Here is a 21,020-nt window from a genome sequence, read left to right as displayed (position 1 = left end):
GTAGGATAGCCGCCTGTTTTAGTCAGTCTCTTTTCGGAGTAAGCCCATGAGCGCAGTCAATCGCGCAGCGGTGGAGACGATTCTTCGCCAATACACCGACCCTTACATGAACCAGGATCCGGTCAGCGCCGGTTGTGTTCGATCCATCGATATCCAGGGCGCACAAGTCAGCGTGCAGCTTGAGCTGGGTTATGCCGCCGAACTGTTCCGCAAGGGGTGGGCTCAGGTGCTGCAGACGGCAATCGAAGGCATCGATGGCGTCACCTCGGCCAAGGTCGATATCAGCACGGTCATCCATCCTCACAAGGCTCAGTCGCAGATTCCGGGGCTGGCCAATGTGAAGAACATCGTTGCCGTGGCTTCAGGCAAGGGCGGGGTCGGAAAATCCACCACCGCTGCCAACCTGGCGCTGGCCCTGTCACGTGAAGGGGCGCGAGTCGGCATTCTGGATGCGGATATCTATGGCCCGAGCCAGGGCGTGATGTTCGGTATTCCCGAAGGCACGCGGCCGCGCATCAAGGACCAGAAGTGGTTCGTGCCCATCGAGGCGCATGGTGTCGAAGTCATGTCCATGGCTTTCCTGACCGATGACAACACACCGATGGTCTGGCGCGGTCCGATGGTGTCCGGTGCCTTGCTGCAACTGGTCACCCAGACGGCCTGGAATGATCTGGACTATCTGGTCATCGACATGCCGCCCGGCACTGGCGACATCCAGCTGACCCTGGCGCAGAAAGTGCCGGTTGCCGGCTCCGTGATTGTCACCACACCTCAGGACCTGGCTTTGCTGGATGCGAAGAAAGGCGTCGAGATGTTCCGCAAGGTCAATATTCCGGTATTGGGCGTCGTGGAAAACATGGCGGTGCATATCTGCTCGAACTGCGGACATGCCGAACATCTGTTCGGTGAGGGCGGCGGTGAAAAGCTGGCCTCGCAATATGACGTCGAACTGCTGGCCTCGTTGCCATTGTCGATGCTGATCCGCGAACAGGCCGATGGCGGCAAGCCGACGGCGATCGCCGAACCGGAAAGCCAGATTGCGATGGTGTATCAGGAACTGGCGCGGCATGTGGGCGCCCGGATCGTGTTGCAGGAAGCTGCAAGCCCGGCGATGCCGACCATTTCGGTCAGTGATGATTGAGGGAGGAGAGCTGCAAGCTTTGAGCGGCAAGCTTCAAGTCAAAAGCTTGTAGCTTGTAGCTTTCTTTTGGCCATTAAAAAACCCCGCTTTTGAGGGCGGGGTTTTTAAGCGAATCAGTACAAGTTAGATAACTTGAACTTCTTCAGCTTGCATGCCTTTCTGACCGCGGGTAGCGATGAAAGAAACCTGTTGGCCTTCTTTCAGGCTTTTGAAGCCGTCGGATTGGATGGCTTTGAAGTGTACGAACAGGTCGTCACCGGATTGTGGAGTGATGAAGCCGAAGCCTTTTTCATCGTTGAACCACTTAACGGTACCGGTTTGGCGATTGGACATATTATATCTCCTTGTACAAAGTTAACTGCGGCTCAGGAAAAGCCCTGGCCGAGACTGAGTGCAAAGAGCTGGAAAATTCGGACATGGTTGGATCGAAATTCAACATCGTGTAGAGATTCTCAGTGACACAAGCAACACAGTGACCACACCTTAACCCTTTTTACGGGACGTGCCAATGGTCTTATGAGGATTATTTCTATTCACGGCCGGTACAGGTACGGGAGCCGTAAACTCTGGATCTGTTGGCTTTGAACCGGACGCCTTGGCCCGGTAAGATGCGGACATCTTTTTTCACCTCGCTATTCAGGACATCGCCATGAGCATCAAATCGGACAAGTGGATTCGCCGCATGGCGCAAGAGCAAGGCATGATCGAGCCCTTCGTCGAGCGCCAGATGCGTGGCGAAGGCGCCGACCGTCTGATTTCCTTTGGCGTCTCCAGCTACGGTTACGACGTACGCTGTGCAGATGAATTCAAGGTTTTCACCAATATCAACTCGGCGACCGTCGATCCGAAAAACTTCGATGAAAAAAGCTTCGTCGATATCAAGAGCGATGTGTGCATCATCCCGCCCAACTCCTTTGCGCTGGCCCGCACCGTCGAATACTTCCGCATCCCGCGTAATGTCCTGACCATCTGCCTGGGCAAGAGCACCTATGCGCGCTGTGGCATCATCGTCAACGTCACGCCGCTGGAGCCGGAATGGGAAGGTCACGTGACCCTGGAATTCTCCAACACCACCACGCTGCCGGCCAAGATCTACGCCAACGAAGGCGTGGCGCAGATGCTGTTCCTGGAGTCCGATGAGGAATGTGAGGTTTCTTACAAGGACCGCGGCGGCAAGTATCAGGGCCAGCGTGGCGTGACCCTGCCACGCACCTGATTTTTGGGGGGCGACATCCGGGCAATTGAATTTCTGCCTGTTTATGCACTCTATTTCCTGACATGACCCCCTCATACATAGCGTGTGGGGGGGAAGATGATCGGGAGTGCCCTATGACGACAGATTTCAAACCCTCTGGCCGGGAAAGGCCTCCTCAGCTCAACGAGATCGGGCTGCTTGCCTGGTCGCTGATGGCTGATTCGCAATTCAATATGGTGGGTGGCGGTATCCCGGGCGATCCGGGCCCGGACACACCGTTTCCTCCTCAGCCACCTGAGCCAGGTGAGCCGACGCTACCAGACGAGCCTCCGCCCGTTCCTGTCGCCTGAATGCCTTCTGGTCGAACAGCGCCAGTGTGCTCTGGCGCTTTCCCCTTACTTCAGGTTCCCGCTCAGGAACTGCTGCAGGCGTTCGCTCTTGGGGTTGTTGAGGACTTCGTCCGGATGACCTGATTCTTCTATCTGCCCCTTGTGCAGGAACACCACTTGCGTGGCGACCTTGCGGGCGAAGCCCATTTCATGGGTGACCAGAATCATGGTCCGGCCTTCCTCGGCAAGACCCTGAATCACCTTGAGCACTTCACCGACCAGTTCCGGGTCGAGTGCAGACGTGGGCTCGTCGAACAGCATGATCTCCGGCTCCATCGCCAAGGCGCGGGCAATGGCCACGCGCTGCTGCTGGCCACCTGACAGAAAAGCCGGGTACTGATCGGCGACACGCTCGGGCAGGCCGACCTTTTCCAGGTACTTGCGGGCGCGTTGTTCGGCTTCGGCTTTTGGCACGCCCAGCACCCGGCGCGGTGCCATGGTGATGTTCTCCAGCACGGTCATGTGGGCCCACAGGTTGAAATGCTGGAACACCATGGCCAGCCGTGTGCGGATGCGTTGCAACTCGTCGGCGTCGGCGACTCGCATGCCGTCCTTGTCGCTGACCATGCGGACCTGTTGGCCATCCAGGCTCATGGCGCCATCGTTGGGCTGCTCCAGAAAGTTGATGCAGCGCAGGAAGGTGCTCTTGCCCGAACCGCTGGCGCCGATCAGGCAGATCACGTCGCCGCTTTGAGCCTTGAGCGAAACACCTTTGAGTACCTCGTTGTCGCCATAGCTTTTATGCAGGCCATCGATGGTCAGTTTGTACATGTCAGGTCCTCAAGGAGAAAGTAGATAGCCGCTGCGATAGGCCTGAGTGCCAGCGACATGAGCGATGACCATGCCTGCCGTTGCCATGCGTCGTAACGAGCGGGCATACAGCAGACCGGCATTCTGTGCGTGAATGGAGGTGACGGCATCGCTGATCGGGTCGATGACTTCGGCGATCAGTTGCCCGGCTTCGATGTATTCGCCGGGCATGGCGCAGAACACCAGAAGACCACCCACCGGGGTGAAAACCGGTTCGACCGCTGCCAGTGGCGTGGCGGGGTAGAGCAATTCAGGTTGCTCGGGTGCCTGGCCTTCGATGGCGCCGAAATCGATCAGGTAATTGATGATCGCCTGGCAGTCGCGGCTGCCCAGGGCGTGATTGACATCACCCTGGCCGCGCAGCTCCAGGGTCACCGAGAAGCTGCCCATGTGGATCGGGAAGCGCTCCCCAAAGCGTTGCTGCAATTGCCACCAGACCAGCGTGAAACATTCATCGAACGATTGCCCGCCCGAATCAGTGGCCAACAGGCTTGCCTGTGCGCCCAGATAGCGCGACAGCGGCTCGACTTTCGACCATGCCTCGGGCGTGGTGTAGAGATGCTCTACCGACTCGAAATCGCAATGCAGGTCCAGCACCATGTCGGCCTTGCAGGCCAGTTTTTGCAGCGTCAGTCGCAGGGACTGCAACTGCGTCGTGGCGATCTGGGCATCCAGCGCCAGGCGCAGGTTGTCGCGGATCAGCGTCAGGTTGTGATGCGCGTCACCGGTGAGCTGGTTTTCGATTGCATCGCCGATCTGTTCGCCAAGTTCGGTGAACCAGCGATTGAAATTCTGCCCGCTTTCCAGCTCGTAACGACCCAGCGGGGTATCCATCAGGATCTGTTCTAGGCCGATGGGGTTGGCAACCGGGACGACAATGATTTCCCCACGCAAGCGCCCGGCATTTTCCAGCTCGGTGAGGCGCTGCTTCAGGTACCAGGCCACCAGCATGCCGGGCAATTCGTCGGCATGCAGTGAGGCCTGGATGTAGATCTTGCAGGTGCCGTCTTGCGGGCCGTAATGAAAACTGTGGACTTGCCGCGCAGTGCCAGGCACCGGCGACAGCAAATCGTGGGTCCGATGATCCATGCGTTGTCGTCCTGTCTAGTGAGCCGGGCCGAGGAAGGCCAGCCAGCGACGTTCGGCAAGACGAAACAGTCCGACCAGAATGAAAGTGACGGTCAGGTACATGATTGCCGCGATCCCGAAGGACTGGAAGGTCATGAAGGTTGCCGAGTTGGCATCGCGTGCGACCTTGAGAATGTCCGGCACCGTGGCCGTGAAAGCGACGGTGGTCGAGTGCAGCATCAGGATCACTTCGTTGCTGTAGTAAGGCAGCGAGCGACGCAACGCCGAGGGCATGATCACGTAGGCATAGAGCTTCCAGCCGCTCAGGCCGTAGGCCTTGGCGGCTTCGACTTCACCGTGGGCCATGTTGCGTATGGCACCTGCAAAAATCTCGGTGGTGTAGGCGCAGGTATTGAGGGTGAACGCCAGGATGGTGCAATTCATCGCATCGCGAAAGAAGTCATCCAGCAGTGGTTGCTCACGAACCGCCGCGATGCTGTAGATGCCGGTGTAGCAGATCAGCAACTGTATATAGAGCGGCGTACCGCGAAACAGGTAGGTGTAGAACTGCACCGGCCAGCGTACCCAGCGCTTGTCCGAAACGCGGGCGATGGACAATGGAATGGACAGGCAGAAGCCGATGGCAATGGAGGCGCTGAGCAGCCACATGGTCATGGCCAGGCCGGTAATGTTGACGCCGTCTGTATAAAGGAAGGCTTTCCAGTATTCCTGAAGCAATTCGATCATCGTTTTGCCTCCCGGCTGCCGGCGGCGTAATGCCGTTCGGCCCAACGCAAGGCAAGGTTCGAGGCGCTGGTGATCACCAGATAGATCAAGGCCGCCAGCACCAGGAAGTAGAACAGTTGATAGGTGCTTTTACCGGCGTCCTGGGAAGCCTTCACCAGATCGGCCAGACCGATGATCGACACCAGCGCGGTGGCCTTGAGCAGCACCTGCCAGTTATTGCCGATGCCCGGCAGCGCGTAGCGCATCATCTGCGGGAACACGACATAACGAAAACGCTGGCCGCGCTTGAGGCCGTAGGCGATGGCGGCTTCGACCTGACCACGTGGCACCGACAGAATGGCGCCGCGGAAGGTTTCCGTGAAATAGGCGCCATAGATGAAGCCCAGGGTGATGACCCCTGCGCCGAAAGGATTGATTTCGATGTATTCCCATTCCATGGCGTCGGTGAAACTGGTGAGCCAGGTTTGCAGGCTGTAGAAAATCAGCAGCATCAGCACCAGGTCCGGCACGCCGCGGATCAGGGTGGTGTAGATCTGTGCTGGCACACGCAGCAGTGCCGAGCTGGACAGTTTGGCACTGGCGCCGATCAGCCCGAGCACGATGCTCAGAAACAGCGACAGTACCGATAATTTGATGGTCATCCAGGTGCCCTGAAGCAGCAGCGGGCCGAAGCCTTTCAAGCTGAATGCCGAGAGTCCCAGGTTTTGTATTAATGCATCGAGCATGGATCAAGCCTTGAGCGGGCAATAAACAAAAACGCCCATCGAGTGCGGCGGCGGATCATCGCCGAAATCGATGGGCGTTGGGGGTGTTATTTACCGCTGTACAGATTCAGGTCGCCAAAGTGTTTCTTCTGGATTTCGGCGTAGGTGCCGTCATCGTGTAACGCTTTGATACCTTTATCCAGGAGAGCCTTGAGCTCTTTGTTACCTTTTGCGATACCGATGGCGGTCTTGGATGGCAGCAGAGGGCTGTCTACGGGCTCGCTGACTTCATAACCGGCGCCTGCCGGAGATTTCAGGAAGCCCAGTTCGGCTTGCAGCATGTCCTGGATGGAAGCATCCAGACGACCGGAAGTCAGGTCAGCGTAAACCTGATCCTGGTTGGCGTAGGCCTTGGTGCTGACGCCTGCCTTGTCCAGAACGGCCTTGGCGTAAGCTTCCTGGATGGTGCCTTGCTCGTAGCCGACGGTTTTGCCTTTCAGGCTGGCCGGGTCAGCGGTGAAGCCTGCACCCTTTTTGAACACCAGCGAGGTCGGACCGGAGAACAGCTCGTTGGAGAAGTCGATGACTTTCTCGCGGGCCGGGGTAACGGTCATCGAAGAGATGACACCGTCGAATTTCTTGGCCTTGAGGCCTGGAATCATGCCGTCGAAATCGCTTTCGACCCATTTGCAGGTCACGTTCAGTTCTTTACAGATCGCATTGCCCAGGTCGATATCGAAGCCTTGCAGGCTGCCGTCAGCGGCTTTCGACTCGAAAGGAGCGTAGGAAGGATCGACGCCAAAACGCAGCTCCTTGTATTCCTTGGCCATGGAACTACCAGCGGCCAGGCACAGAGCCAGTGCGGAAAGGGTCAGCCATGCTTTTTTCATTATTCAGTCCTTAACCAGATTGAGCGTAGAGAACACGCCAGGCTTGCTACCGGCGGATGCCAGACGGGCAAGAAGTAGCAATTTCCGAACCAAAGAGACGAACGTGCGTTTTAAATATAAACAGTTGTCGCAATGCTGCATTAGCTTGCCATCATCGGTGTTTCGGCCTGCGCACGCAGAAGCCGCTGGATTGGACGTGCTGTGTATGGTCTGGACGACAGGGATGATTGTTGTTCAAGAGGGCTGTCCAAAATGGGGCGTCACGCGCGCGCCGCTCCATTTTGGTGCCTTGTGAGGGTTACTTGCCGGGCGTCAGGGTCAGGCGCTGTTTGCCATAGCCTTTTTCATAGTTGGACTGTTGCAGCGGAATCGTCTGGTACTGCGCCTTGATCCACGGCTCGATGCTGTTGGCGTAGTGCGGGCTGGCCGGGTTGTCCGACTGGCCGGTGCTGATCAGGCCCATCATGGGCTCTGCCTGACTGAAGTCGACGATCATGCGCAAGGCAGGCGTCGCGTGAGTATCCAAGCCCTTGCCCCACTCATAGCCCGAAACATTGATGGTGCTGTGATCCCCACCTGTTGCGCTGGCGCTGCGATTGAAGTGGTTGCCACCCAAGGCTTTGGCCAGAGGGCTGGTTTGTGCCGTCCAGTTCTCGCGATGCAGCTTGCCCCATTGCCAGGCCTTGTGGTCTGTGCCCAGCAGGCTGTCGCCAGCGGTGATGGCGGCTGCCAGACTGCGAGCCAGAATGGCGGGCTTATCTTCTTTTTGCGGGGTTTTGAGGTCGTCCCAGAAAGGACTGTCTTCACGGCCCAGCAAATGATCGGCCTGTGGCGAGTAGGACGAGCTGGCGTTGGCGCTCAGGGCTTGCCAGACCAGGCTGCTTTCCGGACCCAGCTCATCGAGGAAGGTCAGCTTGGCGCTTTCCTGCAGAAACAGCTCATACAGTGCTGCATCGGCGGAGTTCGGGGTGAGCTTGCCGTCGAAGGCCATCAGGCGGCTGTAGGCTTCCCGAGCCTTGGCCCGCTCGGCTTCGGGCAGAGCGTCGATGGCCTGCTTGAGCGGTTTGGTCATGCCTGGCGCTTCAAACATGTTCTTGAGCTTGGCGGCAAAAGTCGTGGCCTGGTCGTATTGCATGGCGATGGTGCTGCGGGTGTCCTGCTTGCCGCTGTTGGCCAGCTCGGCAATGCGCTCGGCCCGCTCCGGGTAACCCCATGAATTGGACAACTGCATGCCGTAGCCTTTGGGCACTGTGCGCTGATTGGCGGTCGCTATCCAGCCCTGACGCGGGTCCTGATCGTAAGGGTGCAGCATCGAGTCGGCAAAACCGTCCCAGTCGAACGTGCCGTCCCAGCCCGGAGAAGGCAGCAGGCCCTGACCTTCACGACGGTTCGGGTAGCGGCCGGTGACTTGCCAGCCGATATTCGAGGCATCTGCGAACACCATGTTCAGTGTGATTGCACGAATCTCGCGGGTTGTGTCGAAAGCTTTCTCTACGTTGGGCGCACGGGACAGGTCGAAAAAGGCATCGAGGCTCTTGTCGTCCTTGAAGTCCGGGGTTTGCAGGGCCAGGCCCAGGCCGTTGCCCAGCGGGGTGGCGCTGGCGTTGAGCAGTACACCGTGGCGCGTGGCATACACGGTTTCACGCAGCGGACGGCCACCTTTGGCCAGGAAGGTTTCTTCGTAGGCGATAGCGGGCTGCCATTTGCCGTCAGCCATATAGAACAGGCGATTGTTTTCGCGCTTGAGCTTTTCCAGGAACAGGTCCTGATTGTCGCCCTTGACGTTGCTCAGGCTCCAGGCCAGCTTGCCGTTGAAGCCGCTCAATACCAGCGGCAGGCCGGCAATCGAGGCGCCAGACGCCTGATACTTCGGTGCGCGCAACTGCACGAAACTCCAGGCCGAGGTGATCCCGGCAGGCAGTTGCATTTCGCTGGCCAGCAGGCTTTTGCCATTACGGCTGCGCTGCGGCGCGATGGCCCAGTTGCTGGCGGCGGCTGCGCCCAGCATGTTTAGATCGGAAAGCTGCAGTGCGACCCTGGTCAGGTCGTTCAACTCAGGCACCTGATTGTTGAGGCTCAGGCCCTTGAGCTTGTCGGCTTCCGAGAAGGGCAGCGCTTCGTCGGGATAGGTCGGCAGCAGCCAGGCCAGTTTGTCGCTGCCGACTTTCTGTGCCAGCACCAGCGCCGAGAGTTCTTCCTGCAGGTTCACCGACAGATTGAAGCTCAGCAGACTGAAGATCAGCGCCGAGTCTTCGGGCTGCCAGTATTCCGGGCGATAGCCGGAGCTGGCCAGGTCCTCTGGCAACTTGTCGCGATAGCGGAACAGGTAGGCGTTGACGCCCCGTGCATAGACCTCGAAAAAGCGTTTGAGGCGCGGCGATGATGCGTTGTAAAGCTCGCTGGCGCGTTGCTTGAGCCTGGCCGAGCGCATCAGGCGGTCGACTTCCAGAGCATCGGCCCCGGCCATTTCCGCCAGACGCCCTTGCGCCAGCAGGCGCATGCCGACCATTTGCGTGATGCGGTCAGCGGCATGTACATAGCCCAGCGTGAACAGCGCGTCGTGGTATGTGCTGCTTTCTATCAGGGGCATGCCCAGATTGTTGCGGCGTACCGATACGTTCTGTGCCAGCCCCTTGACCGGGAATACTCCGGAGGCGGGCAGCAATGTCTCGTTGTCACCACCGCCCAACTGGCAGCCCGCAAGGCTCAGGAAACTCGCCGCAATGGCGGCTGCACTGAATCGGCTCAGGAAAAATGAAGGGGCTGGCGAGGCCATGGCGAAACTCCCGCGGGGGTGGCGTATGTAAAGGTCGCTACGTTAGAGAGCGGACAGGCGCCACGCAAGACGGGAAGGGGAGTTTATTTCAGGATTTTACAAAGCAAATGAATCCACCCCCAGCCGGCCAGGAGCGAATTCATTCGCGAAGAGCATCATCAAGGCTTCTGTGGATTGATCTGCTCGACCAGCGCATACGCCCTTTGGGTAGCCTCACGCCCGGCAATGGTTTCGAACCAGCGCTTGAGGTGAGGGAAGTCATCCAGGTTCTGCTGCTGAAAGGTATGCGGCACGATCCATGGATAGATCGCCATGTCTGCAATGCTGTACTCGCTGCCAGCCACAAAGTCACGGTCGGCCAGACGCTTGTTCAGTACGCCGTACAGACGGGCGGTTTCATCCACATAGCGTTTGATCGCATAAGGAATCTTTTCCTTGGCGAAGCGGTTGAAGTGGTGATTCTGGCCTGCCATCGGCCCAAGGCCACCCATCTGCCAGAACAGCCATTGCAGGGTTTCCTGACGGCCACGGAAATCCTGAGAGATGAATTTGCCGGTCTTGTCCGCCAGATACAGCAGGATTGCGCCGGACTCGAACAGGCTCAGAGGCTCACCGCCATCGGTTGGTTCGTGATCGACAATGGCCGGAATACGATTGTTGGGCGCGATTTTCAGGAAGCCAGGCTCGAACTGCTCGTCCTTGCCAATGTTCACCGGGAAGATCTTGTAAGGCAGGCCCGTTTCTTCAAGGAACAGGGTGATCTTGTGACCATTGGGAGTGGTCCAGTAATGAAGGTCGATCATTGAAGGCTCCATGTGATTGATCAAGACCGACTGTTTTACTCTCCCTTGAACTCTCCATACAAATGAAAACGGCCTGCAAGGCAGGCCGTTGGCAAAATGCTCAGCGCTTCACGCGCCGTGGCACTTCTTGAATTTCTTGTCGCTGCCGCATGGGCAAGGATCGTTGCGGCCAACGTCCTTCAGGGCATTGCGCGCCGGCTCCTGGTGAGCGTGGCCGCAGTTCGGGCCGTGAACATGGCCGTGCTGGTGATCGTGATGGTCATGATCGTGGTTGCAATCAGGGCCATGGACATGGGCTTGCTGGTTCATCGGGGGTACTCCGTAATCGAATCGGCGCGCATTATCTCGCAAATGCGCGTGCAGCAATACCTTTAGCGATTCTTGAGCAGCAGTTCCCGGAGGTTTACCGTTTCGCTGCGTTCGATTGTGGTGCTGTGGCGCAAGATGATTCCTGTCTTGAGCCTGCCTTCAAGCCGGTAACGAACCTTCTCGTCGGGGTTTTTCATCAGTTCGGCGATGTACTTCACGTGTCGCCAGAGGTTGGTCCTGACCGGCACCACGAATGTCTTCTGGCTGTTGGCGGGGACAAAAAACCAGTCATTGGACCTGTCGTCTGCCAGCAGCACATCGTTGAGCATGACCTTGTAGCGAAAGCCGCGAACCAAGATGCGTGAGTCGTTGGGGTTGTCGACGACAAAGTGCAGGTTGAAATCCTGCTGCGTCAGCCTGGCCTTGACGACCTGGACTCTGAGCAGATGGACATCAGGGTCCTGAAAGGAGGTGAGGCTGCTCCATGTCGAGCAACCGCTCAGCCCCAGTAGCAGCAGCGCAAGGCTTATCGTTCTTGTAATGGTTGCCCGGATGAACATGGTGGTGCTCCGTATGTACGCTGAGTTTAGCAACTGGCTAGCTTGTTGGGGCTGCCGAGGCTGCGCCATACTCCTGTCACAAGCAGTATGAGTGCCAGTGCATGAACTTCTATGAAATTGTCTTTTGCGGCCAGTTGGTTCCCGGTGCCCAGCCTGAAAGGGTACAGGCTAATCTGGGCAAACTGTTTCAGGCCGATGAGCAGCGCCTGGCGTTGCTGTTTTCCGGGCGTCGGCTGGTGTTGAAAAGCAACCTTGATGCCGAGGCCGCCGAGAAATACCGCGCGACACTGGAGCGTGCGGGTGCGTTGGTCGAAGTGCTGGACATGAACCTGCCGGCCGAAGAAGTGGAGCTGGCACCGCCGCCTGCCGAGTCGGGCAACGGGCGTTTGCAGGTCAAGCCTCGGGACCTGTACATGGCGGCTTTCGTGGACGTCGATGCTCCTGATTTGTCGATGGCCGCAGTCGGCAGTGACATGCAGGACCCCAAGCCTGAGCAGTCGGCACCGGCGCTGGACCTTTCCGCCTTGAGCCTGGCCCCGGCCGGCAGCGATATGGGGCAGGCAAAACCGACCGTGAAAGCGCTCAATCCCGATATTTCACACCTGAAGCTCGCGCCCTAAAGGGAGGCGGTGAATTCGCTTCTACACAAGCCTGCGTAGGCGCGACTTCATTCGCGAAGACAACGACTCCAGACTCAGCCAATGTAACTCGCACAACACTTCTTGAACTTCTGTTCACTCCCGCAAGGGCAGGCGTCATTGCGGCCGGCCTTGAGCGGGGCGGTGGGGTCGATGAAATACCAGCGGCCCTGGTTCTGCACAAATGAAGAGCGCTCGCGGTGACTGTGCTCACCGCTGCCGTCATGCCAGCGAGCCGTGAAAGTGACGAAGGCGTGCTCGGGCTTGCCGCCAAACACTTCCGAACTTTCCACCTCAAGTCCCAGCCAGGTGCTTTGCGCACTCCATTGAGCGATGGATTGACGATCCAGTCCGCTTCTTTGTGCGGGGAGCGTGGTGTCGACCAGATAATCGATCAGGCCCAGCACATAAGCGCTATAGCGCGAGCGCATCAGCTTCTCGGCGCAAGGTGCAGGTTGTCCCGCATGAAAGTGACCGCAGCAGGCCAACAACAGATCCCCGCTGCCGCAGGGACAAATAGCGCTAATCATGAATCACCACCAGTATTTGCCGAAGTTTTCCGGGTTGGCCCAGAATTTCGAGTTCAGCCAGTCGGGGACCTGCTTGTATTCGCGCAAGTCGTAGGTGAACAGGGTCAGGACCTGCTCGTCACGCACGAAGCGTTCGCTCGATTGCAGGGCCAGTGAAAAGAAGTCGGTTTCCTGCCAGCCACAGGCTTGCAGGTCGGCCAGTACCGCGATGCGGCTGGCATTCAGGTTGCGGATGCCGCCCAGCAACTCAAGGCCGGTGCGCTTGGGAATGTGCTCCAGGCAATCGACCACCAGGGCCAGGTCGAAACGTTGTGCAGCCAGTTCCGCCGGCAGGTTACCGGGAGCCGCCTGCGCCACCTCGGTCTGAGGGTGTGCTTCTCGGAAGGCGTGCAGCGCAGGAAACTCCTGCGCTCCGACCAGCAGCAGGCGCTCGGGAGCGTAGCGGTCGAGCAGGGCGGCCAGGGCTTGCTGCGGGGTGCGGGTGGAATAGCCGACGGTCATCGAAAGTCCTCTGGTTGACTTGCAAGACTAGCCTGCCGGGCGGACTCTGGAAAGCGATCACGACCCCGGCTTTTGAGCAATACGCCGGTCGGTAACCAAACCCTTTGTTTGTTGCATAGATCAGAAAGTTGCTTGCAGACGTTTATTGGGGGTATTAGGATGCTGGCGAGAATTGGATCCAATGGAATGTTGTGCATGGAAGCAGAAAATCGAAAACATGGCCCCCGAGCACTTCTGTGCGGCATTACCTGCAATAGTCTGCGCTTCTTGTGTACTGACAGTGTGCAAATAACGTTGGGCTGAACACGCGCAGGTTCAGTGCGTCGGACGCTGAATTCGTGAATTCATTTATATGACCGCTGCTTCAGCGATGTCGTCATGTTTTCTGCTGTCCGAAGAGTAAGAAAGTTCAGGATGATTTCCTGGATATTTATCGGGTATGTCTGCAGGATTTCGATAGCAGGGAGTAAAAAGTTAATTCGGTATCAGGTCTTGAATTTGAAATCGACTGCGCTAATACTGCCGCTCCCCTGGACGGGTTTATTAAATGATGGCTTTGTAATAGTAGTCTTGCCTGCTCTTTTGTCGAGAGCGTCACAGGCTATTTTTCCAGCCATTTGTGAAAGGGGTTATTTTTTACGCTGTAGTGGCATGTGATAGGGATCAGCATCTCGCTGAAATAATAAAGTCATTGATATCTGATGACCATAATGGAGAGGTATAACCGATGATTTCCACTGATGTGATATTGAAAAAGCTTGAGTCCACCGTTGATGCCTGCCTGGATGCAGAATTCAAGAAAGACAACATCATGGGCGAGTTCCACCAGGGGGACTGGTTCAATGAGCATTACTACAAGCGTCACATCCTGGAGTGCGTGATCCGCATTCACATGAACAACGAACTGGATGCCCGTGCTGTCCAGGTTGCCGCCGTCGACAATATCTCGGCTGCCAAACAACTCTCCTACTATCTGTACGATGAGTTTGGGCATGATGAAATGTTCGGTCAGGATCTCATCACCTACGGTTATTCCAAATCCGATGTCCAGGCCGAGTTTGCCTTTCCGGAAACCTGGAAACTGATGGGCTACCTGAACCTGTGCGTCAGCAAGTTCGGCCCGCTGCCGGCGATCACCTGGGACTGGTTCCTGGAGTACTACGGCGATAAATACAGCTCGTTCATCACCCAGAAAGCCAGCGCCAGCATGGGCCAGCCAGCGGTGAGTGGCGCAGCCTCTCACGTCGCGTTCGACGAGGCGGAAGACCACAGCGGCATGATGAACAACATGCTGGCCTCGGTCATCAAGGATGAAAAGGATCTGGACAAGGCCGTTGTCCATATCAAGGCGTTCATCCCGATGGTGGGCGAATACTTCCAGGCTCTGCGTGCTTCAACGCTTTAATACACATCACTGAAGGCCGGTGTAATGGCAACTTATAGTGTCCGCGTTGGAGAGCAGACCTACACCGCCGACAGCAGGCAGCCTCTTATTGATGCAATCCCTTCCGGAACGCTCGTAAAAGGTTGCCTTAAAGGTGTGTGCAGAGTGTGTCGATGCCGATTGGTGTCAGGCCGCGTTCTGGAAGACGGTGTGGAAGTTGCAGTACAAAGCGAATTTCTGCCCTGTATAAGCAGGGCAGAAACGGATATTGATATTGTCCCCGCGATCAGCAGCTTTCATGCCGCCAGGCTCAAAAGTAAAACGTATTTGTCCGAACAGGTCATGGAAGTCGTCCTGGAGGTCAAACGGGTTTTTTATAACGCCAAATCCGTCGTGACGTTGAAGCATCCCGGTACTTCAGCGGTGCGTAATTATTCCGTTGTCATACTCGGCAAGAAAGCGTATGACAGCATCACGTTTCATGTGAAGTTGCGCCCCGGCGGACTGTTCTCAAGTCTGTTTGCAACGTTATCCGTTGGCGACCGGCTGGAATACTCCATCGTCAGTCCTTCTTTGCCTGATTATGGAGATGTCATGAGCCGCTTGAATATTGTCAGCGGTGGCAGCGGCATGGGAGCAGCGTTGAGTCGTGCGCAGGAGTTGGTGCTGAAACACAATATCGGTGAAGTTGAAGTCTATGCCGTCAATCGCACCAGTCTTTCCGTCTACCACTCAGGCTGTATTGAAAGGTTTCGCAGTTCCGTCGAATGCAAGGTCAATGTCGTCAACATTCCTTTTCCTGACTGGACCTGTGCGAATTTCGATATTGGCGAACACTTGGCAGTGGATGCGCTGACAGTGGGTGTCGGGTCGGATCTGGTAATCGGCAAGCTCAAGAACCTTCCCTTATGTGAACTCGAAAGTTTTGGATAGTCGGAGACTGAACAATGTCCATAGTTGTCATCGATCCTGTTTCATCCGGCATCAACTATCTCAATGCAGCGCAGCAACTGGGCGTTGATGTATATGTCTTTTCCGTCGACGGGGGCGAGCAGGAGCTTGGTCCCGAGCAGCACGACAAGATTCGCCAGGTCATCCGGATCGACACGGGCGATTTCGACGCGCAGATGGCGGCAATCAATGAACTGGGCACTGTCAGCGCCATTCTTCCCGGGGTGGAATATGCCGTCGCGATGGCTGCCAGCCTGGGTGCCGCGCAAGGCAAGACGCATCTGAGCGAGAACGCCGTGCAGCAGGTGCGCAACAAGTTCAACTTTCGCAGTTGCCTGACCGAAAAGGGGCTCAGCGATATCGGCTTTTTTCTGCTCAGTACCGATGATCCGGTGACAGTGCCCGCAGGTTTCAGTTTTCCGGCAGTGGTCAAGCCGGTGGACATGGCCGGGAGCATCGGGGTACGCAAGCTTTATAACCAGCAAGAGCTGGTCGAGGCCGTCAATGCCTTTCGTGAGTCGCTGCCGAATGACACGGGCTTTACCGCCAGTGGACGCCTGATTGTCGAAGAGTACATTCCCGGCAACGAGTACAGCATCGAAGGTGTAGTGCGTAAGGACGGCACGGTCACCATCGCTTCCATCACCGAAAAACTGCTTGGCTCGGAGCCTTATTTTGTCGAGATCGGCCACATTGTCGGCCAGGGCTACGATGAAGCGTTTCGCAGCACCCTGACCGACTATGCGCTGGCGGTGCTGGATGCCATCAGCCTGAACGTCGGCCCTTTCCATCTTGAGCTGCGGGTTACGCCTGAAGGCCAGCCAGTCGCGGTCGAACTGGCGGCTCGTCTTCCGGGCGACAGCATTGTCGAGCTGATCAAGCGGGCCAGCGGAATCGATCTGGCCCTCGAAACGCTCTGTGAATACCTGAGCATCGATAAACCTGTCGTACCACAGACGAGCGGTGTCAGTGCCATCGCCTTCATTCCCCGCGGCGAGAAAAGCGAATTTACCCGGCTGCACGGCCTCGGTGAGCTTATCGACAGTCCGTATTACCTCTCGCATCAGATCTACTTCAGTACCGGCGATGCGCTGGGCTCGGATCAGGACTGGACCTCCCGGGTTGGCTACGTGATGTTCGGTGGCGCGGATGAGGATGCGGTCAGAAGCCTGGTCGGGCGGGTACATAACGAGGTAGCAATCGTATGAAGCATGTTCTGATCATTAACCGCTACGATGACGAGCTTTCCGATTACCGCAAATACATTGATCACGCTCAGGTCGACGTTTCCTATATTTCCCTGGCGGGGCGTGCGGGGCTGATCGATCCGAAGGTCAGTTTCAAAGTGGTTGAACTCGGCGCACTGGATGCCGACGTGATTCTGCAGGAAGCGCAGGCCATTCATAGTCTGCACGCCATCGATTTTGTCATCGCTTTCTCGGAATACGATCTGGATGCCGCTGCACTGGTGCGTACCGAGCTGAATATCAGTGGTGCGAAAATCGCTGACAACCTGCTGTGCCGGAACAAGGCCAGCATGAAAGAGGCGTTGAAGGGCTCGGCGGTACGGTATCCGCAATACCGGAATGTGTTGTCGCGTCAGGACGTCGAGGTGTTCTGCCACGAGCACGGTTACCCGGTCATCCTCAAACCCCAGGTTGGCGCGGCCTCCGATGGTGTCGTGAAGATCGATCGACTGACCGATATTCCTGACCTGCTGGATTTCACCGGCTATGAAGTTGAAGAGTACATAGAAGGCGATATCTATCATGTCGACGCCATTCTGGCAGGTGGCAGTACGCCTTACTTCAAGGTGTCGAAATACCTGAACACCTGCCTGGATTTCCGCAACGGCCAGCCGCTGGGCTCGGTGGCCGTGGATGATTCCCGGTTCATCGAGGCGGTGAAGGCTTTTACCAGGGAAGTCTGTGTTCGGCTGAACCTCAAGGACCAGGCCATCCATCTGGAGCTTATCGAGCGGCGCGGCGAACTGGTGTTTCTGGAGATTGGTGGCCGGGTCGGCGGTGGCGAGATTCCGTTTGTCGCCATGCGCAGCGAGGGCATCGACCTGTATGAGCTGTGGACCCGTGCCGCACTCAAGGACCCTGTCCCGCCTGTCAAAACCCGGATCACCGGTTTTCTGATGATGCCCAATCCTTTCACTACGGGCTTTGCCTTCGACTCGAAGATGCAGCTGTCCCACCCGTTGCTGGCCTATAGCAGTGTTCAGCGCAAGGGCGAGTCCAGCGAGTTCAGCTACGAAGAAATCCCGGCCCGACTGCATTTTGTGGGCGAAACTCAGGCTGAGGTGGAAGAGGCCATCCTGTACTGCATGGATGTCCTGCAGACTTCCATCCGTGCCGGCTCGCTGCAGGAAGCTGGCTGATGAAGGTTCTCCTGCAACTTCCCTCCATTGCACAACCCGTGGCCATGTCGGTATTCATGGAGGCGCAGCAGCCTTACTCGCTGCGCCAGGCCGATGCCGATGTGCTGGTGCTGGACGCATCGTTCAATGCGGCAGGTATCCCGACGGCTTTTCTGTCCGACGCGTTGTTCAACGAAGAGGGCGCGCAGGTCCCGCTGGAAGAGATGCGGCAACTGGCCGGTAATGCGCTGCGTTTTGCCGACGACGTTCCACTGGAACGCCAGCGTATTGCCCGCCAGCAATTGACGCGCAGCAGCCGCCAGGAGCTGGCGCAAATCATCATCAACCAGCCGAAGCTTCGGCTGCATTACGATGATGAACTTGGCCGGATCAGCCCTGACGCCACTTACGAAACGTATGAGATTCATCCGTTGTACGGGTTGCTGTTCCCGCGTGACCATTTCATGAATGTCGGCGGCCAGCCGGTTTTCGGGCGCCTGAAACGCCAGGACCGGGCCCGTGAAGTCGAGGTGGTGAAAAAGGTCGTTGCTGCCCATGGCTATTCCCTTATGGAACTCGATCATGTGCTCGAAGGCGGTGACTATCAGGAGAACGAGCGTGTGTCGGTGATCAACACCGGCTTTCGGACTCAGGTCGAGACGCTGCACTTCTTGCTGGAGTCTGACCTGCTCAAGAGCGATGTCGTGCTGGCGGTCGAGGATGGCTGGCACAACCCCGAACAGTTTCACCTCGACCACTATGTAGCCCTGTTGCGCGGTGACTTGCTGATCGACGCGAGAAGGGCGGACGCCATCGATCGCTCACGGGTCAGCGTCTATCGCCGCACGTCTTCGGGATGGCAGCTTGAGCAAGAGAACCTGACGTTGCGTCAGGCCGCGGAGGTTGCGGATCTTGAGCCGGTATTGCTGGACGAGTCGATGATGTCGGCCTGGTGCGCCAATGCGTTCTCTCTGGGCAAGCATGTCTGGATCGATCACAACGCGCCCTCGGTTCTGCTGGATCGGTTGTCGGCACGTGGCTATGAGGTCCATCGGGTCTCTTTCGCCGAACACCAGAAGCAATTTGGCGGCATTCATTGCGCCACCCAACTCATATAACTGCTTGTATAACTTCGAGGACCCGTCATGACGGTGGGTAATAAGTCTGTTCTGCCCGTTCTGGCACTGATCGTCAGCACCATCGGTGTGGCGTCGGCGATTGCATTCGTCAAACTCAGCGAGGTGGATGCCACTTCGACACTGATGCTGCGTATGTTCATCGCAGGCGGCATGGCCTATGCGTTTACCGCTTTGCCGCCCGGCAAAAGCCCGGAGGTGGAAAACCTCGCGCCGGGTCGCAGTCGCAGAACCATGCTGGCATTGTTGCTGCTGTCGGGCGTTGTGTCGTGCATTGATCTGCTGTCCAACCACTGGGCCGTGAAACTGACCAGTATGGCCAATACCTCGATCCTGATGAACCTGTCGCCGGTCTTCGTGGCGATTTTGTCCTTTCTGTTTCTCAAGGAAAAAATCGGCACCTCTCAGGTATTGGCGCTGGCCCTGAGTATCGCGGGAGCCTGCCTATTGGTGTTTGATGGCAGCGCCAGCCTGACATTCTCCAGCCAGGGCGTCACCGGCGACCTGTTGGCCCTCAATTCGGCGTTGTTCTATGCGATCTATCTGATCCTGATCAAATCCCTGCGCGACTGCTTCTCGTCCCGCAAGATCATTATTTGGAACAGCTTCACCTGTGCCTTGCTGCTGTTGCCGGTGGCCCTGCTCACCAGTCAGCAGATTCTGCCGGACACCCTTTATGGCTGGATGGTGATTGCGCTGCTGGCCCTGATCAGCCAACTGCTGGGGCACGGGTTGATGGCCTATGCACTGCGCCATGTGGATGTCGTGCTGGCGTCCGTCTCGGCGCTGGCTCGTCCGGTGGTCGCGATTCTGATCGGCTTCTTCTTTTTCGATGAAAAGCTGGCAGCGCTGCAATGGTTAGGCGTCGCCGCTGTGCTGCTGGGCGTCTGGTGGTACAAGCGCCCGGCACCGGTGGTTCAGCCTGTCATCGAGGGCAAGGCCAGCAGCCAGGCCTGAAACTGAAAGTCCTGGCTCCTATGCAGTTGTTGCCCGGTCTTTTTTCAACACACCGCTGGCATATTTGGTGTGCAGGACGTCTACTGTGCGGCAGCTAAAAAGCATCATGAGCATGGGAGCGGACGATGAAGCTGTTTTGGGGGCTGGGCAAGTTGTTGACGCTGGGGTTCTGGCTGGTGGTGATGGTCAATTCGGTCATCGAGGCCCCCAGTCCGTTCGGCACCATGATCAGCATCGCAGGTGCGCTGGTGCTGTTGGCCCATTTGCTGGAGTTGGTCATGTTCAACGGCCGCCTGCGCGGTCGCAAGCATCCTTGGCGTGATCGAGGGAAAATCCTCATTTTCGGTATCTTTCATGTCCAGGCCATCGGTCGTCGTCCAGCGGAGTCCTCTCATGCGTAACCTTCTTCTGCTGACAGCCCTGTTCAGCCCGCTGGTCCTGGCGCAGACCATCAGTGTCGAGTCGCATTCCCTGATGCGCCTGCCGGGTAACAACAATGTCTTGCAGGTCGAGCGTCTGGAAGTGGCGGATTACGGCACCTTGCTGATTCCCTCGAATATTACCGAGGTCAAGGTGGGGGAGCTGGTACTGGGGCATGAAGCGCGTATCGCCATCGTGCCTGGCTCGCAGACGTTCAGCCTCGTGGTGAACCATGGCGAACTGGGTACCGGCAGCGAGATCATGGCCCGTGGTGCGCCGGGCACCTTTGAAAAAACGGCCTTGCCGGGGCGCAATCTGATCCTGCGCCTGCAAAGCCTGAACGCCGAGCAACTGACCGTCGATGCTCGTGGCGGCGCTGGTGCGCGAGGCTATGCCGGACTCGATGGTGGCAATGGTCAGGCGCCGGGTTGTGTCTGGGGACAGGCAAGCCGTGGTTATGACGGTGACAATGGCGGCAGTGGCCGTGACGGCGCAGCCGGTGCGCAGGTTCGCCTTGAGTTGCCACAAAGCTTTGCTGCCGAGCGGATTAAGGTCAATGTCGAAGGCGGAGCCCCAGGTCCGGGCGGCGAGGGTGGCAAGCCGGGCAAGGGCGGAGAATCCAAGGGCTGCATCGTTTATCGAGCCGATGGCGGCAAGCCGGGCAAACCCGGTCAAACGGGTCAGCCAGGTGCCGCAGGACCTGCCGGAACACTGAATCTGCAGCGTCTGTGACGTAACCTCGTCAG

The 21,020-nt window shown here is 57.5% G+C and carries 24 protein-coding genes; 12 read left to right on the top strand and 12 right to left on the bottom strand.

What is annotated here, in order from left to right:
• Positions 1-46: 46 nt before the first annotated feature.
• Positions 47-1,141: an iron-sulfur cluster carrier protein ApbC gene (gene apbC, locus CKW23_RS10625; RefSeq protein WP_025261481.1), complete on the top strand. Its 1,095-nt coding sequence runs from the start codon at positions 47-49 to the stop codon at positions 1,139-1,141.
• 123 nt (positions 1,142-1,264) lie between these two features.
• On the opposite strand, the gene CKW23_RS10620 is transcribed toward apbC, so the two are convergent.
• The gene (locus CKW23_RS10620) at positions 1,265-1,474 is read right to left on the bottom strand and encodes a cold-shock protein (RefSeq protein WP_002554837.1); all 210 of its coding nucleotides are present in this window, start codon (positions 1,472-1,474) and stop codon (positions 1,265-1,267) included.
• 316 nt (positions 1,475-1,790) lie between these two features.
• Here CKW23_RS10620 and dcd point away from each other — a divergent pair, with 316 nt between their 5' ends.
• The gene (gene dcd, locus CKW23_RS10615; RefSeq protein WP_025261480.1) at positions 1,791-2,357 is read left to right on the top strand and encodes a dCTP deaminase; all 567 of its coding nucleotides are present in this window, start codon (positions 1,791-1,793) and stop codon (positions 2,355-2,357) included.
• A 113-nt stretch (positions 2,358-2,470) separates the two neighbouring features.
• Positions 2,471-2,686 carry a hypothetical protein gene (locus tag CKW23_RS10610; protein ID WP_038400001.1) on the top strand — a complete coding sequence of 72 codons (216 nt, stop codon included), beginning with the start codon at positions 2,471-2,473 and terminating at the stop codon, positions 2,684-2,686.
• Between the two features lie 45 nt (positions 2,687-2,731).
• Here CKW23_RS10610 and CKW23_RS10605 read toward each other — a convergent pair whose 3' ends face one another.
• The 9 genes from CKW23_RS10605 to CKW23_RS10565 all read right to left on the bottom strand — a co-directional run bounded on the left by CKW23_RS10605 (position 2,732) and on the right by CKW23_RS10565 (position 11,392).
• Positions 2,732-3,496 carry an ABC transporter ATP-binding protein gene (locus CKW23_RS10605; protein WP_025261479.1) on the bottom strand — a complete coding sequence of 255 codons (765 nt, stop codon included), beginning with the start codon at positions 3,494-3,496 and terminating at the stop codon, positions 2,732-2,734.
• Positions 3,497-3,505: 9 nt separating this feature from the next.
• Positions 3,506-4,624, bottom strand: coding sequence for a succinylglutamate desuccinylase/aspartoacylase family protein (locus tag CKW23_RS10600; protein WP_025261478.1), 1,119 nt, complete (start codon positions 4,622-4,624; stop codon positions 3,506-3,508).
• A gap of 15 nt (positions 4,625-4,639) precedes the next feature.
• Positions 4,640-5,350: an ABC transporter permease gene (locus tag CKW23_RS10595; RefSeq protein WP_025261477.1), complete on the bottom strand. Its 711-nt coding sequence runs from the start codon at positions 5,348-5,350 to the stop codon at positions 4,640-4,642.
• Positions 5,347-6,075, bottom strand: a complete 729-nt coding sequence (locus tag CKW23_RS10590; protein ID WP_025261476.1) for an ABC transporter permease — start codon at positions 6,073-6,075, stop codon at positions 5,347-5,349. The genes CKW23_RS10595 and CKW23_RS10590 overlap by 4 nt, the downstream gene beginning before the upstream one ends.
• Positions 6,076-6,161: 86 nt before the next feature.
• Positions 6,162-6,944: a transporter substrate-binding domain-containing protein gene (locus tag CKW23_RS10585; RefSeq protein ID WP_025261475.1), complete on the bottom strand. Its 783-nt coding sequence runs from the start codon at positions 6,942-6,944 to the stop codon at positions 6,162-6,164.
• Between the two features lie 298 nt (positions 6,945-7,242).
• A complete protein-coding gene (locus tag CKW23_RS10580; protein WP_025261474.1) occupies positions 7,243-9,720 on the bottom strand; it encodes a penicillin acylase family protein in 2,478 nt (825 codons plus the stop codon).
• 158 nt (positions 9,721-9,878) lie between these two features.
• Complete coding sequence (locus tag CKW23_RS10575; protein WP_025261473.1) at positions 9,879-10,523, bottom strand: glutathione binding-like protein; 645 nt, start codon at positions 10,521-10,523, stop codon at positions 9,879-9,881.
• 108 nt (positions 10,524-10,631) lie between these two features.
• Positions 10,632-10,832: an SEC-C metal-binding domain-containing protein gene (locus tag CKW23_RS10570; protein ID WP_074568806.1), complete on the bottom strand. Its 201-nt coding sequence runs from the start codon at positions 10,830-10,832 to the stop codon at positions 10,632-10,634.
• A gap of 62 nt (positions 10,833-10,894) precedes the next feature.
• The gene (locus CKW23_RS10565; RefSeq protein ID WP_025261471.1) at positions 10,895-11,392 is read right to left on the bottom strand and encodes an LEA type 2 family protein; all 498 of its coding nucleotides are present in this window, start codon (positions 11,390-11,392) and stop codon (positions 10,895-10,897) included.
• A gap of 101 nt (positions 11,393-11,493) precedes the next feature.
• Here CKW23_RS10565 and CKW23_RS10560 point away from each other — a divergent pair, with 101 nt between their 5' ends.
• Positions 11,494-12,012, top strand: coding sequence for a hypothetical protein (locus CKW23_RS10560; protein WP_025261470.1), 519 nt, complete (start codon positions 11,494-11,496; stop codon positions 12,010-12,012).
• A gap of 74 nt (positions 12,013-12,086) precedes the next feature.
• On the opposite strand, the gene CKW23_RS10555 is transcribed toward CKW23_RS10560, so the two are convergent.
• Together CKW23_RS10555 and CKW23_RS10550 are read right to left on the bottom strand one after the other, a co-directional pair.
• The gene (locus CKW23_RS10555; RefSeq protein ID WP_025261469.1) at positions 12,087-12,560 is read right to left on the bottom strand and encodes a YchJ family protein; all 474 of its coding nucleotides are present in this window, start codon (positions 12,558-12,560) and stop codon (positions 12,087-12,089) included.
• 3 nt (positions 12,561-12,563) lie between these two features.
• Positions 12,564-13,061, bottom strand: a complete 498-nt coding sequence (locus tag CKW23_RS10550; protein WP_025261468.1) for a DUF6231 family protein — start codon at positions 13,059-13,061, stop codon at positions 12,564-12,566.
• Positions 13,062-13,788: 727 nt separating this feature from the next.
• Here CKW23_RS10550 and CKW23_RS10545 point away from each other — a divergent pair.
• From CKW23_RS10545 to CKW23_RS10510, 8 genes are all read left to right on the top strand, one after another.
• Entirely contained in the window at positions 13,789-14,466 is a 678-nt protein-coding gene (locus tag CKW23_RS10545) for a hypothetical protein (protein WP_025261467.1), read from the top strand.
• 24 nt (positions 14,467-14,490) lie between these two features.
• Positions 14,491-15,378 (top strand): FAD-binding oxidoreductase, encoded by an 888-nt coding sequence (locus CKW23_RS10540; RefSeq protein WP_095067539.1) that lies wholly within the window; start codon positions 14,491-14,493, stop codon positions 15,376-15,378.
• Positions 15,379-15,392: 14 nt separating this feature from the next.
• The gene (locus tag CKW23_RS10535; RefSeq protein ID WP_095067538.1) at positions 15,393-16,604 is read left to right on the top strand and encodes an ATP-grasp domain-containing protein; all 1,212 of its coding nucleotides are present in this window, start codon (positions 15,393-15,395) and stop codon (positions 16,602-16,604) included.
• A complete protein-coding gene (locus tag CKW23_RS10530; RefSeq protein ID WP_095067537.1) occupies positions 16,601-17,782 on the top strand; it encodes an acetyl-CoA carboxylase biotin carboxylase subunit family protein in 1,182 nt (393 codons plus the stop codon). The genes CKW23_RS10535 and CKW23_RS10530 overlap by 4 nt, the downstream gene beginning before the upstream one ends.
• The gene (locus CKW23_RS10525; RefSeq protein WP_095067536.1) at positions 17,782-18,879 is read left to right on the top strand and encodes an arginine deiminase family protein; all 1,098 of its coding nucleotides are present in this window, start codon (positions 17,782-17,784) and stop codon (positions 18,877-18,879) included. Before CKW23_RS10530 ends, CKW23_RS10525 begins: the two co-directional genes overlap by 1 nt.
• A 27-nt stretch (positions 18,880-18,906) precedes the next feature.
• On the top strand, positions 18,907-19,854 hold the full coding sequence (locus tag CKW23_RS10520; protein WP_095067535.1) for a DMT family transporter: 948 nt from the start codon (positions 18,907-18,909) through the stop codon (positions 19,852-19,854).
• Between the two features lie 125 nt (positions 19,855-19,979).
• The gene (locus CKW23_RS10515) at positions 19,980-20,255 is read left to right on the top strand and encodes a DUF1145 domain-containing protein (protein ID WP_095067534.1); all 276 of its coding nucleotides are present in this window, start codon (positions 19,980-19,982) and stop codon (positions 20,253-20,255) included.
• Positions 20,248-21,006 (top strand): hypothetical protein, encoded by a 759-nt coding sequence (locus CKW23_RS10510; RefSeq protein ID WP_095067533.1) that lies wholly within the window; start codon positions 20,248-20,250, stop codon positions 21,004-21,006. Before CKW23_RS10515 ends, CKW23_RS10510 begins: the two co-directional genes overlap by 8 nt.
• Positions 21,007-21,020: the final 14 nt, after the last annotated feature.

Origin of the sequence: Pseudomonas sp. Irchel 3A18 (assembly GCF_900187465.1) — a bacterium.
Classification (GTDB): domain Bacteria; phylum Pseudomonadota; class Gammaproteobacteria; order Pseudomonadales; family Pseudomonadaceae; genus Aquipseudomonas; species Aquipseudomonas cichorii.
The sequence above is the reverse complement of the archived record's forward strand: the minus strand, read 5'-3'. Positions and strand labels throughout refer to the sequence as shown.

What these genes read in the sequence shown, in the direction of transcription:
- apbC (WP_025261481.1), top strand. Translation starts at nt 47, where the DNA reads ATGAGCGCAGTCAATCGCGCAGCGGTGGAGACGATTCTTCGCCAATAC.
- CKW23_RS10620 (WP_002554837.1), bottom strand. Translation starts at nt 1,474, where the DNA reads ATGTCCAATCGCCAAACCGGTACCGTTAAGTGGTTCAACGATGAAAAA.
- dcd (WP_025261480.1), top strand. Translation starts at nt 1,791, where the DNA reads ATGAGCATCAAATCGGACAAGTGGATTCGCCGCATGGCGCAAGAGCAA.
- CKW23_RS10610 (WP_038400001.1), top strand. Translation starts at nt 2,471, where the DNA reads ATGACGACAGATTTCAAACCCTCTGGCCGGGAAAGGCCTCCTCAGCTC.
- CKW23_RS10605 (WP_025261479.1), bottom strand. Translation starts at nt 3,496, where the DNA reads ATGTACAAACTGACCATCGATGGCCTGCATAAAAGCTATGGCGACAAC.
- CKW23_RS10600 (WP_025261478.1), bottom strand. Translation starts at nt 4,624, where the DNA reads ATGGATCATCGGACCCACGATTTGCTGTCGCCGGTGCCTGGCACTGCG.
- CKW23_RS10595 (WP_025261477.1), bottom strand. Translation starts at nt 5,350, where the DNA reads ATGATCGAATTGCTTCAGGAATACTGGAAAGCCTTCCTTTATACAGAC.
- CKW23_RS10590 (WP_025261476.1), bottom strand. Translation starts at nt 6,075, where the DNA reads ATGCTCGATGCATTAATACAAAACCTGGGACTCTCGGCATTCAGCTTG.
- CKW23_RS10585 (WP_025261475.1), bottom strand. Translation starts at nt 6,944, where the DNA reads ATGAAAAAAGCATGGCTGACCCTTTCCGCACTGGCTCTGTGCCTGGCC.
- CKW23_RS10580 (WP_025261474.1), bottom strand. Translation starts at nt 9,720, where the DNA reads ATGGCCTCGCCAGCCCCTTCATTTTTCCTGAGCCGATTCAGTGCAGCC.
- CKW23_RS10575 (WP_025261473.1), bottom strand. Translation starts at nt 10,523, where the DNA reads ATGATCGACCTTCATTACTGGACCACTCCCAATGGTCACAAGATCACC.
- CKW23_RS10570 (WP_074568806.1), bottom strand. Translation starts at nt 10,832, where the DNA reads ATGAACCAGCAAGCCCATGTCCATGGCCCTGATTGCAACCACGATCAT.
- CKW23_RS10565 (WP_025261471.1), bottom strand. Translation starts at nt 11,392, where the DNA reads ATGTTCATCCGGGCAACCATTACAAGAACGATAAGCCTTGCGCTGCTG.
- CKW23_RS10560 (WP_025261470.1), top strand. Translation starts at nt 11,494, where the DNA reads ATGAACTTCTATGAAATTGTCTTTTGCGGCCAGTTGGTTCCCGGTGCC.
- CKW23_RS10555 (WP_025261469.1), bottom strand. Translation starts at nt 12,560, where the DNA reads ATGATTAGCGCTATTTGTCCCTGCGGCAGCGGGGATCTGTTGTTGGCC.
- CKW23_RS10550 (WP_025261468.1), bottom strand. Translation starts at nt 13,061, where the DNA reads ATGACCGTCGGCTATTCCACCCGCACCCCGCAGCAAGCCCTGGCCGCC.
- CKW23_RS10545 (WP_025261467.1), top strand. Translation starts at nt 13,789, where the DNA reads ATGATTTCCACTGATGTGATATTGAAAAAGCTTGAGTCCACCGTTGAT.
- CKW23_RS10540 (WP_095067539.1), top strand. Translation starts at nt 14,491, where the DNA reads ATGGCAACTTATAGTGTCCGCGTTGGAGAGCAGACCTACACCGCCGAC.
- CKW23_RS10535 (WP_095067538.1), top strand. Translation starts at nt 15,393, where the DNA reads ATGTCCATAGTTGTCATCGATCCTGTTTCATCCGGCATCAACTATCTC.
- CKW23_RS10530 (WP_095067537.1), top strand. Translation starts at nt 16,601, where the DNA reads ATGAAGCATGTTCTGATCATTAACCGCTACGATGACGAGCTTTCCGAT.
- CKW23_RS10525 (WP_095067536.1), top strand. Translation starts at nt 17,782, where the DNA reads ATGAAGGTTCTCCTGCAACTTCCCTCCATTGCACAACCCGTGGCCATG.
- CKW23_RS10520 (WP_095067535.1), top strand. Translation starts at nt 18,907, where the DNA reads ATGACGGTGGGTAATAAGTCTGTTCTGCCCGTTCTGGCACTGATCGTC.
- CKW23_RS10515 (WP_095067534.1), top strand. Translation starts at nt 19,980, where the DNA reads ATGAAGCTGTTTTGGGGGCTGGGCAAGTTGTTGACGCTGGGGTTCTGG.
- CKW23_RS10510 (WP_095067533.1), top strand. Translation starts at nt 20,248, where the DNA reads ATGCGTAACCTTCTTCTGCTGACAGCCCTGTTCAGCCCGCTGGTCCTG.